At 58.9% G+C, this 16,026-nt stretch carries 10 protein-coding genes; 8 read left to right on the forward strand and 2 right to left on the reverse strand.

Annotation, left to right across the window (positions count from 1 at the left end):
- The first annotated feature begins 93 nt into the window (after positions 1–93).
- The 8 genes from JSS95_16500 (at position 94) to JSS95_16535 (ending at position 12,811) form a co-directional block, all read left to right on the forward strand.
- Positions 94–3,417, forward strand: coding sequence for a vitamin B12-dependent ribonucleotide reductase (locus JSS95_16500; protein ID MBS1801414.1), 3,324 nt, complete (start codon positions 94–96; stop codon positions 3,415–3,417).
- A 162-nt stretch (positions 3,418–3,579) separates the two neighbouring features.
- A complete protein-coding gene (locus tag JSS95_16505) occupies positions 3,580–5,412 on the forward strand; it encodes an AAA family ATPase (protein MBS1801415.1) in 1,833 nt (610 codons plus the stop codon).
- A gap of 338 nt (positions 5,413–5,750) precedes the next feature.
- Positions 5,751–6,401 (forward strand): PEP-CTERM sorting domain-containing protein, encoded by a 651-nt coding sequence (locus tag JSS95_16510; protein ID MBS1801416.1) that lies wholly within the window; start codon positions 5,751–5,753, stop codon positions 6,399–6,401.
- Between the two features lie 46 nt (positions 6,402–6,447).
- Entirely contained in the window at positions 6,448–7,167 is a 720-nt protein-coding gene (locus JSS95_16515; protein MBS1801417.1) for a hypothetical protein, read from the forward strand.
- A 74-nt stretch (positions 7,168–7,241) separates the two neighbouring features.
- Positions 7,242–7,544 (forward strand): YXWGXW repeat-containing protein, encoded by a 303-nt coding sequence (locus tag JSS95_16520; GenBank protein ID MBS1801418.1) that lies wholly within the window; start codon positions 7,242–7,244, stop codon positions 7,542–7,544.
- 25 nt (positions 7,545–7,569) lie between these two features.
- A complete protein-coding gene (locus JSS95_16525) occupies positions 7,570–8,151 on the forward strand; it encodes an HAD hydrolase family protein (protein ID MBS1801419.1) in 582 nt (193 codons plus the stop codon).
- Positions 8,152–8,205: 54 nt separating this feature from the next.
- On the forward strand, positions 8,206–12,615 hold the full coding sequence (locus JSS95_16530) for a DEAD/DEAH box helicase (GenBank protein ID MBS1801420.1): 4,410 nt from the start codon (positions 8,206–8,208) through the stop codon (positions 12,613–12,615).
- A gap of 4 nt (positions 12,616–12,619) precedes the next feature.
- Positions 12,620–12,811 (forward strand): hypothetical protein, encoded by a 192-nt coding sequence (locus JSS95_16535; GenBank protein MBS1801421.1) that lies wholly within the window; start codon positions 12,620–12,622, stop codon positions 12,809–12,811.
- 6 nt (positions 12,812–12,817) lie between these two features.
- On the opposite strand, the gene JSS95_16540 is transcribed toward JSS95_16535, so the two are convergent.
- Positions 12,818–13,732, reverse strand: coding sequence for a tetratricopeptide repeat protein (locus JSS95_16540; protein MBS1801422.1), 915 nt, complete (start codon positions 13,730–13,732; stop codon positions 12,818–12,820).
- A gap of 121 nt (positions 13,733–13,853) precedes the next feature.
- Positions 13,854–16,022, reverse strand: coding sequence for a VWA domain-containing protein (locus JSS95_16545; protein MBS1801423.1), 2,169 nt, complete (start codon positions 16,020–16,022; stop codon positions 13,854–13,856).
- Positions 16,023–16,026: the final 4 nt, after the last annotated feature.

The raw sequence follows: 16,026 nt of genomic DNA on the forward strand, positions 1-16,026 counted from the left end.
GCTCACCTTGACCGTGAGCAGCAGGCCCGCAGTACCGAAGAATTTCTGCCTTGCAGGCATCAAATATCTAAGCGAGAAGGAGCAAACTCCCCCATGGCAACGATCCCGAATCAGACCACCGGCGCCGCTCAGTACCAGAACAACGCCCAGACCTCCGCACCAGCCAAGCGCGCCCCCGGCCTGACCTTCTCGCGCCACTTCACCCGCCCCGGCGTCTCGCCCTTCGACGAGATCGTCTGGGAGCTCCGCGACGCCGTCATTCAGGACTTCAAGGGCAAGACCATCTTCGAGCAGAAGAACGTCGAGGTTCCCGCCGACTGGTCCATGACCGCGACCAACATCGTCGCCTCCAAGTACCTCCACGGCCAGATCGGCACCGACGAACGCGAGACCGGCGTCCGCGCCCTCATCACCCGCGTCGCCGAGAGCATCCGCGACTGGGGCGTCGAGGGCGGCTACTTCGCCTCTGCCCAGGATGCCGACACATTCTACGCCGAGCTCTGCCACCTGCTGCTCAACCAGAAGGTCGCCTTCAACTCGCCTGTCTGGTTCAACGTCGGCTGCGATCGCCTGGAGCCGAACTCCGACGCGCAGAACTGGCACTGGAACCCGCACACCTGTGCCATTGAGTTTTCCGTCACCGGCTATCGCAAGCCGCAGTGCTCGGCCTGCTTCATCAACTCGGTCACCGACTCGCTCGACTCCATCCTCACCCTCGCCAAGACCGAGGGCATGCTCTTCAAGTGGGGATCGGGCACTGGCTCGAACCTCTCCAATATCCGCGGCTCGATGGAAACCCTCTCGGGTGGCGGCACTGCCAGCGGACCGCTCTCGTTCATGCGCGGCTTCGATGCCTTCGCCGGCGTCATCAAGTCCGGCGGCAAGACCCGCCGTGCCGCCAAGATGGTCATCCTCAACGTCGACCATCCCGACATCATCGACTTCATCGAGTGCAAGCAGAAGGAAGAGGCCAAGGCCTACACGCTCGTGCAGGCGGGCTACGACGGCTCCGGTCCTGACTCCGAGGCCTACAGCTCCATCTTCTTCCAGAACGCCAACAACTCCGTGCGCGTCACCGACGAGTTCATGGCCGCCGTCGAGGCCGACATCGTCTTCTCCACCCGCACCGTCAAGAACCGCCTGCCGGTGAAGGAGTACCGCGCCCGCGACATCATGAACAAGATCGCCGAAGCCACCTGGCAGTGCGGCGACCCTGGCATGCAGTACGACACCACCATCAACCGCTGGCACACGAGCAAGAACTCGGGCCGCATCAACGCCTCCAACCCCTGCTCCGAGTACATGTTCCTCGACGACTCGGCCTGCAACCTTGCCTCCTTCAATCTCCTGAAGTTCCTCACTCCGGGAGGCCAGTTCGACATCGCCAGCTACCGTCACGGCATTGAAGTCGTCACCACCGCGATGGAGATCATCGTCGACGCCGCCGGCTACCCCACCGAGTCGATCGCGAAGAACTCGCACGACTACCGTCCGCTCGGCCTCGGCTATGCGAACCTCGGCGCGCTGCTGATGGCCTTCGGCCTCCCGTACGACTCCGACGCAGGCCGCGACTTCGCCGCCACCGTCACCTCCATCCTCTGCGGCGACGCCTATTGGCAGTCCTCGCGCATCGCCGAGCTCTGCCCGCCGCTTGGAGCAGCCACGCCGCTCACCCAGCAGGCGCACATCGCTGGCGGAGCCTGCCCCGGCTTCTACGTCAACCGCGAGCCCTTCCTCGACGTCATCCGCATGCACCGCGCCGAGGTTAACCGCATCGGAGCCTCCTTCGACTCCGCCGAGCCCTTCGTCGCTCCTCAGCTCGACGAGCTCATCGAAGCCTCCCGCCACTCCTGGGACGGCGCACTCGCCCACGGCGAACGCTTCGGCTACCGCAACTCCCAGGTCACCGTCCTCGCCCCCACCGGAACCATCGGCTTCATGATGGACTGCGACACCACCGGCATCGAGCCCGACCTCGCACTCGTCAAGTACAAGAAGCTCGTCGGCGGCGGCATGATCAAGATCGTCAACAACACCGTCCCCTCCGCGCTCTTCAAGCTCGGCTACACCAACGCCGAGGTCGACGCCATCGTCAGCTACATCGATGCCACCGGCACCATCGAAGGCGCGCCCGCCGTCAAGCCCGAGCACCTCGCCGTCTTCGACTGCTCCTTCAAGGCCTCCAAGGGCACACGCTCCATCCACTACATGGGCCACATCAAGATGATGTCTGCCACCCAGCCCTTCCTCTCCGGAGCCATCTCCAAGACCGTCAACCTCCCGCAAGACGCCACCGTCGACGACATTGCGGAGGCCTATATCGAGAGCTGGCGTCAGGGCCTCAAGGCCGTCGCCATCTACCGCGACAACTCCAAGGGCTCGCAGCCGCTCAACGTCTCCGGAGCCGACGGCAAGGCCCAGAAGGAGAAGGATGCTTCTGAAAAGGGTGTCATCCTGAGCGAAGGCGCAGCCGCAGTCGAAGGACCTGCGGTCCTTGCCGCCGCCGAGGCCCGTCTTCAGGCGCAGCAGCATCAGATCGCCGCTCTCGAAACACAGCTACGTCAGCTTGCCGAGGCGGCCACCAGGAACGCCGACTCGCCCGACGCACAGTCTCCTCCGCGCGCCGTCCGTCACCGCCTGCCCGCCGAGCGCGCATCGGTCACGCACAAGTTCGGCCTCTCCGGCCACGAGGGCTACATCACCGTCGGCCTATACCCCAACGGCCAACCCGGCGAGATCTTCATCCGCATGGCCAAGGAAGGCTCCACCGTCTCCGGACTCATGGACTCCTTCGCCACTGCCGTCTCGCTCGCGCTCCAGCACGGTGTGCCGCTCAAGGTCCTCTGCGAGAAGTTCGCCCACACCCGCTTCGAGCCCTCCGGCTGGACCGGCAACGAGCAGATCGGCTACGCCAAGTCCATCATGGACTACATCTTCCGCTGGCTGCAGATCCGCTTCCTCTCCGGCCAGCAGCTCTCCCTCTTCGCCGGACTCGCCCCGCAGCAAGCCATCCCGGTCGAGGGCAGCGTCCTCGCCCCCGGCAACCACGTCATCTCCTCGCTCACCGCAGGCGCCGACCACAAAGACGGCTACTCCGTGACCGAGCAGAGACCAGCGTCTCTCCCCGGCATCTACGCGGAGACCTACACCACCACACCCCCACAGCAGGGAATCGCCCCCGACCCGAAAGCCTACTCCTCCTACAGTGTCATCCCGACCGGAGCCGAAGGCGGAGTGGAGGGATCTGCTTCTCCCCTCGCCATGGAAGACCGCGGCATCTACCACGCCGCCACAGCCATGAAGTCCATGGTCGACATGGGCGACGCCCCAAGCTGCTCCACCTGCGGAGCCATCATGACCCGCAACGGAAGCTGCTACCGCTGCATGGAGTGCGGAAGCACCAGCGGCTGCAGCTAAGACTGGCCGTCCAGGCAAACGCGCTTCGCGCAAAACAAAGGCCCCGCGAAAGTGGGGCCTTTCTATAGTTGAAGATGACAAGTGTGATAGGCTCTCCTTTTAAAGTGAATCCAGCCCCTATAGCTTTTACGGACTGCGCTAGATTGTGAAGTTTGAGTTTGTATGAAAATCACGAAATTCAGAATCAAAAATTATAAGTCCATCATCGATTCGGGCGATTGCTATTTCAGCGATAAGCTAACTATCCTCGCCGGGAAAAATGAATCTGGAAAGACTTCAATCCTTGAAGCTCTTGAGGACTTTGATGAGGATCGAACACTTAGAGACGAGGCGAAGCCGATTGAAGGAGATGGAATACCCCAAGTATCCGTTTCGTTTGCCCTCGATGCTCACGAAATTGGCAAGATTCTAGCGGAGATTAAAACAAGCGCGACGGCCTTGAAGGGTATTTCGATTGCACTTACTAAAAAGTATGGCGTAAAAGGCTATACGCTAGATTCTGATTCACGCAGATTACTCGGATTGTCGAATATATACGATAGCTCAAAGAGGCAGATATTAGATTCAATCAAGAAAGCCGATTCTTTTATTAAGGCTGCTGGGAGCAGCGCCAAATTCCCACGTTTAGAGAAGCAAAAGCCTAGTGACTACAAAAAGCTTAGTGACTACAAAATCGAGGCAGTCAATTTCAGGACTCAGAACACCGGTCTCGCTGATGTGGCTTCTGAAGTAGAAAAAATCGAGAAGGCCGCCGATGATTACTACGAACGAGAAGAGCTCGTGACCGCGTTTACGGAGCAATTTGTTCGCACCCAATTGCCCTATTTCATCCTTTTTTCCTCTTTTGACGATGAGTTCCCAAAATCTATTCCGATTGCTTCTTTAGCTCAGAATGAGTGGGCTCTGGACCTCGAACATGTCAGTAATTTTTCTGTTGAAAAGATGTCTTCTACAAACCAACAGGATCAAGTAAATCACGAAAATTCAGTAAATGTTGAATTTTCGGAGAAGTTCGAGAAGTACTGGACGCAGGACAAAATAAAATTGCAGATCCGAAAAGACGGTACGAATCTCAACTTCTGGATTGTCGAGAATAACCGTCTGTATTACCCCTCACAAAGGAGCAAAGGCCAGCAGTGGTACCTCTCGTTCTATGTGAAGATCGTCGCCCGGCTAAGGGAAAATAAGCCAAACGTCATCTTAATTGATGAACCAGGCCTTTATCTCCATGCGAAAGCTCAAAAGGATCTTTTAATGGTTCTTATGGAGAATACAAGCGATAGTCCGGTCGTGTTTTCGACTCACTCTCCATATTTAATAACCGAGGGCAATCTTGAAAATATCCGATTAGTTGAGAAGGCTACGCAAGGTACAAGAATCTTGGGGAAAATTCATGCACACCCAACAGCAGATAAAGAGACTCTAACCCCAATTCTCACCGCCATCGGTCTCGGAATCAATGATTCAATTGCCAATATTGACCAAAAGGACAACGTAGTCGTAGAAGGACCAGAAGACGTTTTCTATCTTCGTTCTTTTAAGGAATTGGAGAAAAAGGAGTTGAAAACCAACTTTATCAATGGCGGTGGTGCGTCGAACATGGGAATTGTTGGCGCGATCCTTGAAGGTTGGGGTGCATATGTCTACTACCTTTTCGACAATGATCAAGGGAAGAAGGATAGCGAGAAACATCTAAAGGAATGGAAGGTATTGCCGGAAGCCATAAAAGAGGTTATGAAGAAAGATGGTGCAACCATCGTCGATATTTTCAGCACTGATGACTTCAAAAAACATGTTCTCGAAGATTTAAAAGCTATATATACGTCGTCAAATTCAGGGTATGTCAAAAGCCTCAAACCGCGTCCTGACAAGGTTCTTTTCGCGCGTAAATTTCTTCAAAAGGTAAGGTCGGGAGAGGTATCTCTTGATGAAGAGACGAGGAAAAATATACATAACTTATTCAAGGAAATTCAATTTACGAAACGCTCTTCATAGGAAGCCTACGGTAGTTCAATTTGGGAGCCTCGGACCTTCCCATCCCCACCGAAATCCATCCAAAAGGCGAGCCGTTAGGAGCCTTTCACCACCGCCCACCCGCCGATAAACTACCCCCATGGCAATCCCGCAGAGAACCGCCAACCAGGGCACCTTCTTCCTCACCACCATCTGCTACAACCGCCGTCGCATCTTCCAAATCCCCCAGAACGCCGAACTTTTCCTCGAAACCCTACGATCGCGCCAACAATAATCACTCTTTCCCTTGACCTTCCCGCACTTACAGGGCATCATCGACACACTCCCCGCGGGCCCAAAATCAGATCAAGGAGTATGCCTTGAAGAGAGTCGCTGCTGTCCTCGCAGTTTGCCTTGCGTTCTTTACCACCGTGTCCAGGGGAGACACCCTTCGCACCTTCTCCATCACCGGTGCCACCACGACATTCAATACTCTTACCGGCCAGGTCACCATCGACACCACCACGGGAATGGGGCTTTACGGCTACGTCCAGTTCACCGACCTCATTGGCCCTTACCCGCCGGTTCAGATGAACCTTTCCGGCCCCATCATGAACGCCGGATGCGATGCCCTCTCCCCCATCAACTGTGAGGACTTTCCCGACACCCACCTGATGAAGATCTCCTCTACCAACCTTGCCGGGACCTCCCTTGTTGTCTTTCTCCCAACTCCCACAGGTCTCGTTGACTACATGGGCGGGCCTCTCTGCCCCTATCTGAACAAGTGCCAGGGAGATGAGGACACCGAATTTCTCTACCAGAACTTTCCCTACCCGCCATTTGAGCTCAATGGGCAGCTTGTTCCAGGATGGAACGGCGATGGCGTCGAGCCATTCAACCAAGCCTCACTCACATTAGTCAGCGAAGTCCAGACACCGGAGCCATCATCCTGGCTGCTCATGGGGAGTGGCGCTTTAGGAATGCTTGGCATGTGGAAGCGTAGGCGGCTCAAAGCACCTGAGACGGTTTAGTCCGAGCCGCTTTCAGACACCAATCATGTGTACGGAGAACGGATTTATGCGTCGCCTCATCCTTGCAGCTCTCAGTCTTGCTCTTCTTGCCGCGCCCTGTGCCTTTGCCCAGCAGCTTGTCAGCGTCTATGTGACCAGCGACAACAACGGCTTCAGTGCTCCGGGTGCGAACGATTCCTCGCTCGACCTGCAGAAGTCGCTGGCCAGTAAGAAGACCCTGCGTGTGGTCAGCTCCGCGCAGGAGGCCGACATCGTCGTCCGCATCGACTTTCGTGATTCGCACAAAGAGGTCGACGGCTACACCAGCAACCGCACCACCAGCGACGACGGACGTTCCTCAACCCGCACCACCACCCAGAACGACAAGACCGTCCGCAACCTCCACGCCACCCTGATGGCCGGCAGCTACACGCAGGCGCTCGAGGCCCAGAGCGAGATGAGCTGGCGCTTCGCCGCAGACAACATCGCCGGCCAGATCGAGCGCTGGACCCGCGAGAACTACTCCAAACTGATGTCGCAACGCGCCGACAAAACAAACGCTGCTTCGGGCTTGAACTCCACACAACCTCCACCCTCCGATGCCTCTGCTCCGCCCGCCACCCAGACCGGCGAGTCCGACATTCAGCCGGGCATGACCGCCGACCAGGTCATCAAGGCCCTCGGTGAGCCGCAAAAGAAGGTGAACTTCGGGACCAAATCACTCTGGACCTACAAGGGCATGCAGGTCGTCTTCGAAAGCGGAAAAGTGACCGACGTAAAGTTCTAGCCTGAGCGCGAATCACAACTCCTCAAGTGCAGAGTGCGTCTTATCTCTCAGTGATCTTGAGTAGACAAGAAGGGATGCGGCGATTCGCCGCTGCTGTCTGCGCCATGGTGCTCACAACAGCAACGGCGTACGCTCAGCCGATGCCGGCGCAGCCGACGATGGCTCCACCGCCGCCGCCGCGTGAGACGATTCCTCCCATTCCACCGAAGCATCCGCACTGGGTCTGGCGCGGAGGCCACTATCGCTGGTACGGCGGGCAGTATGTCTGGGCGCCAGGAGAATATATACGTCCACCGCACCCCGGCTATCGATGGTATCCCGGCCGGTGGCGGCAGACGCCGCGTGGCTGGGTGTGGGTGGAAGGACGCTGGAGATAGAAGACTTGTCACGTATCATCGAGAGATGACTGCTGAAGATCGCGCAAAAAAGATAAAGGTCCTCATCTTTGACGTAGACGGTGTTTTAACCGACGGCCAGATATTCGTCATCCCCGGCCCGGACGGGAAGGGAATCGAGTGTAAGGGATTTGCCGCTCACGACGGCTTGGGCATCTCGCTTGGGCGTCTGGGTGGTCTCCGCATCGGCATCATCACCAAGCGGAACTCGCAGACGGTTGCGATTCGCGCGCGCGACCTGAAGCTGGAGTTCGTCTATCAAGGGCAGGCCCACAAGATGGAGGCTGCCAACGAGATCCTCGCGAAGACCGGCTACTCGCTTGATGAGATGGCATACGTCGGCGACGACATTGTCGACCTGCCGGTGATGCGGCAGTGCGGTCTCGCCATTGCAACGGCGAACGCTCGTCAGCAGGTAAAGGACATGGCCCACTACGTTACTCCGCATGGAGGAGGGCAGGGCGCAGGACGCGATGCGATCGACTTCATCCTCTCGGCGCAGGGCTCGCTGGAGCGCGTGATTGAGCAGTACCTTGACGCTGAGAACCCGGCTGCGGGCGTGACAGATGTGGGCGTAGGAAACATGTAGTGCAGCTAAGTGTCTGGCGAATAAAGATCGAACAAAGCCGCGCTACAATACCCCATGCCCGCAGTTCAAAATGAACTGGAGATCCCCGCCTCATTAGCCTGGGCCCACCCGGTGACGGCGGAGTGGTTTTTACGCCGCTTCGGTTCTCCCACCGAACCGCAGGAGCATGGCTGGCCAAGCATTGTTGCGGGTGAGGCGACGCTGATCTCCGCGCCAACCGGCAGCGGAAAGACGCTCGCGGCATTTCTTGTCTGCATCGATCAACTGCTGCGCGACGCGATCACCGGGACGCTGGCTCCTGCGACGCAGGTCGTTTACGTCAGCCCGCTCAAGGCGCTGTCGAACGATGTGCAGAAGAACCTCGAGCAGCCGCTGCGCGAGATCCAGCGGCTTGCTCTCGAACGCGGCTATCTCTCAACCGAGATCCGCACGGCGGTTCGCACCGGCGACACACTGGCGAAGGAGCGCGCTGCGATGCTGCGTAATCCGCCGCACATTCTGGTGACCACGCCAGAGTCGCTTTACATCATGCTGACGGCTGGTAAGGCGCGCGAGAACATGCGCCGCGTGCGAACGGTGATCGTCGACGAGATTCATGCTGTTGCCGATGACAAGCGCGGTGCGCATCTGGCGCTTTCGCTGGAGCGGCTGGACGCGCTGGTCTGTGGGGAGAACAGGCTCTCCCCGGGGCAGTGGTTGACGGGGCAGGCGTCTCCGCCGCAACGCATCGGGCTTTCAGCCACGCAGAATCCAATCGACCTGGTTGCGGATTTTCTCACAGGAATTCATCCCGACAGACGGCCTGCGAAGATTGTGCAGGTTGGCCAGCGCCGCGAACTTGATCTTGCGATCGAGGTGCCGAGCGGTGAGCTGAGCTCTGTGCTGACGACGAAGATGTGGGAAGAGATCTTCGACAAGCTTGCCGCATATACCCAGACGCATCGCTCAACGCTGGTCTTCGTGAATACGCGTCGTCTCGTGGAGCGCATTGCCTTTGCACTGGCTGAGAGGCTGGGGCCGGAGAACGTAGCGGCGCATCACGGCTCTCTGTCGCGCGCGCTGCGCCTGGATGCAGAGCAGCGATTGAAGCGCGGAGAGATCAAGATACTCGTCGCCACGGCTTCGCTGGAGCTTGGTATCGACATTGGCGACGTCGACCTTGTCTGCCAGGTTTCCACCACGCGCTCCGTTGCAGTCGCCATGCAACGCATCGGTCGCGCAGGCCACTGGCGCGGGGCTGTTCCCAAGGGAAGGTTCTTCGCAACAACACGCGACGACCTATTGGAGCAGGCGGCGCTGGTGCGCAAGATGCGCGCCGGAGAGCTCGATCTACTCGAGGTTCCTCCAGAGCCGATCGACGTCCTCATGCAGCAGATCGTCGCCGCCTGCGGAGCGGAACCATGGGACGAAGATGCGCTGTTTGCCATGGTGACGCGCGCGTTGCCATATCGTAATCTCACGCGGGCACGGTTCGATGAGATCGTAACGCTGCTTGCGTCGGGGATTGAGTCGAGCCGCGGGCGTTATGGAGCGTACCTGCTGCGCGATGGCATTCACGGTCAGCTTCACCCGCACCGTGGCGCGCGCATGATTGCGATCTCGAACGGCGGAGCGATCCCTGAGACGAATGTCTTTCCGGTGATTCTCCAGCCTGAAGGAGTGCCGATTGCAACGCTCGATGAGCACTTCGCCGTCGACTCGTCTCCCGGCGATGTCGTTCTGCTCGGCAATGCAAGCTGGCGTATTCAGCGCATCGAGGCTGCGGGGCGTGTGTTGGTGGAGGACGCGCATGGCGCTCCACCAACGCTGCCGTTCTGGTTCGGCGAGGCGCCGCAACGAACGGCCGTGCTCTCCGATGGGGTCAGCGAGCTACGCGAAGAGATCGCTGAACTGACGCGCAACATCGCGCCTGGATACATCTCGCCCGCCGACCCCGAGGTCGATGCAGCAACTGCGTGGCTGGTCGAGCATTGCGGCCTCTGTGCAGGCGGCGCGATGCAACTCATCACATACATCGTTACGGGCAGAGCTGTGCTCGGCGGTGTGCCGACGAAGAGCACCATCATTGCCGAGCGCTTCTTCGACGAAGGCGGCGGTATGCAGCTTATTCTGCATGCGCCCTTCGGCGGCCGCATTAACAAGGCATGGGGACTTGCGCTGCGCAAACGGTTCTGTCGCGGATTTAACTTTGAGCTGCAAGCGGCCGCTACCGACAACGGCATCAACATCTCACTGGCGGAGCAGCACAGCTTTCCGCTGGCAGACGTCTTCCAGTTTTTGACCGAGCACACGGCGAAGGAGCTTCTGGAACAGGCGTCGCTGGCATCGCCGATCTTCAAGACACGCTGGCGTTGGGCCGCGAATCGCAGCCTTCAGTTGCTGCGAAACTCCAAGGGAAAGCGTATTCCGCCGCAGATTCAGCGCACGCGCTCGGAGGATCTCCTCGCCAGCGTCTTTCCCCAGGCAGCGGCGTGCTTTGAGAACATCGAGGGCGACATTCAGATACCCGATCACCCGCTGGTCGATGAGGTGATGAAGGACGTGCTTGGCGAGGCGATGGATCTCGAGGGCCTGATCGAGGTGCTTTGCGGAATTAAGGATGGAAGCATTCGCTGCCTTGCTGTCGATACGCCTGTACCGTCACAGTTCGCACATGAGTTGCTCAATGCGAATCCGTATGCGTTTCTCGATGAAGCGGGACTTGAAGAGCGTCGTGCTCGGGCCGTCTCACTGTCGCGTGCGTTGCCGGCGAGTGTGCTTGAAGAGGCCGGCCGTCTCGATCAGGCTGCGATCGACGAGGTGCGTCGTGAGTGCTGGCCCGACATCCGCGATGAGCATGAACTGCATGATCTGCTGCACTCTCTCGTTGCTCTCCCGGTGGACTTCTTCGCAGGCAGGCCCGAGGCACAGCACTGGCCTGTTCTATACGACCGGCTGATGCGAAGCGGACGTGTACAGACCGTTGGGCGTAAGGGAAGAATGTGCTGGACGTCGGTCGAGCGTGCCGGATATATCGCCGCGCTGGAGAATGACCCTTCAGAAAACGGCACCAGAGAGCAGGCGCTCAAGCAGTGCGTGCAGGGCTGGGTGCAGCTTCTTGGGCCTACGACGGCCAATTCATTTGCGGAGCGGCTGGGCCTCGAACCCTCAGAGGTCTTCCAGGCATTTTTGGCGATGGAGATGCAGGGTCTGCTGATGCGCGGCATCTTCGAGTTTGCGAAGCCGGAACAGGATCACGAGATCGAGTGGTGCGAGCGTCGTATTCTGCAGCGAATCCATCGCCGCACCTTGCATACGCTGCGCAAGCAGATTGAACCGGTCTCTCCATCGGTATATATGCGGTGGCTGCTGGAGTGGCAGCATCTCGCTCCGCAGACGCAACTGGCTGGTGAAGAGGGCGTGTTGCAGGCGCTGCATCAACTGGAGGGCTTTGAAGCGCCGGCGATCGAGTGGGAGCGCTCATTGCTGTCTTCGCGAGTCGCTAACTATGACCCTCGATGGCTCGATGCGCTGTGCCTGTCGGGCGCGGTTGGCTGGGGACGCATCTCGCCGCACCCGGCATGGTCGAACGCCGATGGCACCGGCCCGCGTCGTGTCATTCCAACGAATGCTGCACCGATTACTTTCTACATCCGCGAGACGGCGGAGTGGCTGCCCCACGCGCTTGCCCGCGAGCGCGTGGAAGAGACAAGATTGCAGGAATCGCTGAGTGCGGACGCGATCCAGGTGCGCTCACTGCTGCTCAGTCGCGGCGCTTGTTTTGCGAACGATATTCAGCGCATCCTCAATCTCTCGAAACAACAGACGCAGCAGGCGCTGTGGGAACTCGCTACGGCTGGTCTTGCCGCGGCTGACGGCTTCGACCAGCTTCGTTCAATCATGGACCCTCGCAGAAGATCGAATAGCAACAGCGCCGTAGCAAAGCGCTCACTTCGGTCGACGGCGGGCAGGTGGTCGCTGCTTGCCGAAGAGGCTCACGCCGCGCCTTCGAAGATCGAGCAGGCGCGGCGTAACGAGTCGGCGCTGGAGTCCTACGCGTTCATGCTGCTCGTGCGTTACGGCATCGTCTTCCGCGATCTGCTCGCGCGGGAGTCGAATGCTCCAAAGTGGCGCGATGTCGTTGGCCTGCTTCGCAGGCTTGAGGCGCGCGGCGAGGTTCGCGGCGGACGCTTTGTGACAGGATTTGGCGGCGAACAATTCGCGCTGCCTGAGGCGGCGGATTCGCTGCGTGCCTCGCGTGCGCGTGAGTCGTCGTCGATTGTGACCGTTGCAGCTGCCGACCCTGCGAATCTTGCGGGCATCGTTTTACCGGGAGAAAAGGTCGCCGCAATCCCTGGCAGGCAGGTCCTCTATCGCAACGGTCTGTTGTATTCGGAGCAAGCTGATACCGATACCGGCAGTATTCCAGCAGAGGCCATCCAACTGGCCACAACGGTGAGCGCAGTCAATCTGCCAATGTTTTAACTAAATGACGAAACCGGATCAATCATCGCCGAACGATGAAGTTGCACGAACTAAGAGGGAAGAGCAAACGCTCGCGCCCGAGGACTTCTACTACGAAGGTCCTTACATTGTCTTCACCGAGGCATATCACCTGAAGCGAGGATACTGCTGCAACTCCAACTGCCGTCACTGTCCTTATCGTTGGAACGCGACCTGAGCGTGTTCAGTGTTTAGGCGTCGATTCAGGCGGCAAGGGCGGTGGCGGGGCCTCTCCCGCAGCAATCGGAATGCCCTTCATTCTCATCTCCTGCGAGTTCTTCACCAGTAGCAACACGCGCGGGTCCTTGCGATATTTGCCAAGTGCGCCGTCGTAGGTCATGTGGTCCAGCACATCGAAGCCGGCTTCACTCGCCATCGTCAGGAAGTGCAACATCGTGGCTTCATCGCCTCGCTGAGCATATAACCGGGCCATCTCGAAGCAGAACCGCGCATGGTCCTCGGGAGAAAGCATGCGGGCAGTCACACCGATCGAGCTGTGATGGTCCATCATCTCCGGGTCGATCTTCAGGGCGATCTCATACTGCTTGCGGGCAGCTTCATAGTCTTTCTTCTCAAAGTAGGCGGTTCCCAGATTGGAGTGATAGGTCGCCGACTCCTTGTCGTACTTGATGGCCTTCTTGTAGTTGCCAATGGCGTTTTCGTAGCGGCCGGTTAGATACTCGATGGCGCCCAGGTTATTCCAGCCTTCGGGATTCTTTTTCTGCAACTTCACTACGCGCTGGAAGTATGACTTCGCGGCAGAGATTTCGCGCAGCTCCAGCTCCGAGACCCCCAGCTTGTTGAGCAGGACCACCTGGTTGCCTCCACGCTGAAGGGCAAACTGGTAATAATCCATCGCATCGACGATAAAGCGGCGGGCGCGAAGGATATCGGCGGCAGTTTCAAGCTGTGCGGCCGTGGCCGATGTTGGATTGGGAAGGTGAGCGCGTACAGAGTCCCACGAAGGACTCTGATGGTCCAGGGCGCGAATCTCGTCGCGCGTCAGTGGTTTGGTCTGTTCTGCGCGAACCGGCGCCGAAGATACAAAGGCAACTGCGGCTACAATCAGCAGGATCGAAGACCGAAATATAGGGAACATGGCATACCTCCAAGAGGTACGCACACATCATCCGCTGCAACCGGATGCCTGTCAACGGCTAGTCGTCACCGGGAATCCCGTTTTTTGTACAACTTCAAGGCAAGCGGGCAACTTCCGGGTTTTACTGCCCAGCTGCCGTCTTTGTAGACGACGGCGCTGCTGTTGCCGGTGCCTGGATTCGCAATGCGAGGCGCGGAAAGCTGAAGCTGCCTCCGGCATCGTCGATCACGTTCACCTGGCAGACGTAGGTGCCGGGCTTCAACTGTGCCAGCGGCACGTCGAACTGGAAGGCGACCGCCTCGCGGTCGGGGACATTGACGGTATCGGCTTCGACAAGAGGAGTCTCGTAGACCTTCACGCCGCCGCTCAGAAACTCGATATTGGTGAGCACCTTCACTGCGCCAGACGGGCGTCGAGTGAGGCCGGGAGATGGAGCAGGGGCCTGATCGGCTTTTTGCCGTGTTGGGTCATATACCTCGTAGAGCAGATAGAGGTGCTGGTCCTGCCTGAAGACATGCGGGACGTTGGGAATCCATTCGACGCCGTCGCGCACCAGCGGATTGATCGTCTTCTTCGCTGTGTTGGGCGCCTGCTGGCTCGCCAGAACGATGGAGCTCAGCTTCATCGGCAGCTTCTTGAGGTCGGGCACCTGCAGGTCGGCCTCGAAGCTGCCCATGTGGCCGGTTTCATTCTCGCGCACGACAAACTTCAGGTGATAGCGTCCAGGCGCAAGTGCAAAGCCTGTGGAGTACTGTATGTTCTTGCGCTGCACCTGCTGCGCCTGGTCAATGGCAAGCTTCACCGTGTCGCGAGCGTTGCCGACCACGATACCCTGAGCATTCTTGACCTCGCCGATAATGTCGATCGTCGCTTTGTCGCGGTCTCCGTTCTTGATGAAGGGGATCTGCGACCCCGGAACGATCAGGGAGACGGGGATGAAGAAGCGGTTGTCAGCGAGCCGGAAGTAAAGTGCTTGCAGATAGACCGCTACATCCGTCGCCGGCAGGTCGCTGCGCATCTGTTCGGTCAGGGCAAGTTCGCGGTCTTCGTTCTTCTGATGCTGGAAGTCGGCGGGTGCGTAGTAGCCGGGCCGGTACTCCAGCTTGGCGTCGCTGCGGTTCAGCTTGACGGTGAGGCGGCGGTAAGACCCGTCTCGCGCCGTATTCGTCGAACGGAAGCCGACGATGTAATACGCCTCGGTGTCATGTTGGATCTGCTGAAAGACGGGGCCAAAGTCGTTGGAGTCGAAGAAGGCCTTTCCGCCGGTATCGCTTGAGAGCGTGGACAGCACCTCCTGCGAGCCGAAGTTCGCATCGAGCTGGCTCTGCATGGCTCCGCCGCTGTAGGCTGCGGTTCCGCGAAGGCTGCCCTTGGAGGCATTGCCCACAGGAGGAAGCGCTTCGAGGCCGCGCGAGTCGACGCTGTAGATGGCCATGTTGGCGCGCACCGCGGCATTGGTTGCCGCGCGCATGCTGGCCTGGTTTTCGATGCCCTGCCGAGTCAGCCCTCCCGAGAAGTAGAGAAGGCTCTTACGCTGGTCCACGCGTTCCAGGCTCTTGGCTATGGTGCGAATCGCATACAGCTCGCGGTCGGTGTTGAGTGCGTTGTACTCCGAGTCGTCTGCGGTAAAGCTGGAGGCGTCGTCGGATGTGCCGCCATCGTTGCCACCCTCATTCCCGTTGGCGAAGCCCGTGCCCTCGGTGCCGTTGTAACGTCCTACGCCTTTAAGTAATGCAGCTTTGTCCGCGGTGAAGTCCTGGTCCATGCTCAGACCGGTCGACATGCTGACCAGCGCGACAAGGTCCGCCGGCTGCATCTTCTTGTTGATGTAATCCTGCGCTGATTCGACCGCGCGGTCGATGTCCTCCGGCTGCATACTGCTCAGGTCGAAGAACATGACGATCAGCCTGTGGTCCTTGAGCTGCGCCGGGTCTGCGGCGAAGTTACGATTGACGAGGTCGGCAATGGAGGTCTTGCCGCTGACAGTTGTGTTCTCGTGCAGCGCGACGGCCTCATCGACGGTCTGAAAATCGAAGCTCTTGATCGTCTGCGGCTTGCCATTTTCCAGAATCGTGAAGTCGCTCGCCTTCAGCCCCTTCACCACAGCGCCGGTCTTCTTGTCGCGAACGACGACGTTGGTCAGTACGATGTCACTCTGCACCTTCAGGGTGAAGGTGCCGTCTGCGGCGGCCTGCTGGGCCGAGGCGGTTGCAACTCCCAATGCCGGTGAGATCGCCAATACAGCAGTGAGGGCGGCTCCTGCAAGTCTTCGATCTTTTGCTGTTCTCATCATG

It is taken from the genome of Acidobacteriota bacterium (genome assembly GCA_018268895.1).
Taxonomy (GTDB): Bacteria; Acidobacteriota; Terriglobia; order Terriglobales; family Acidobacteriaceae; genus Edaphobacter.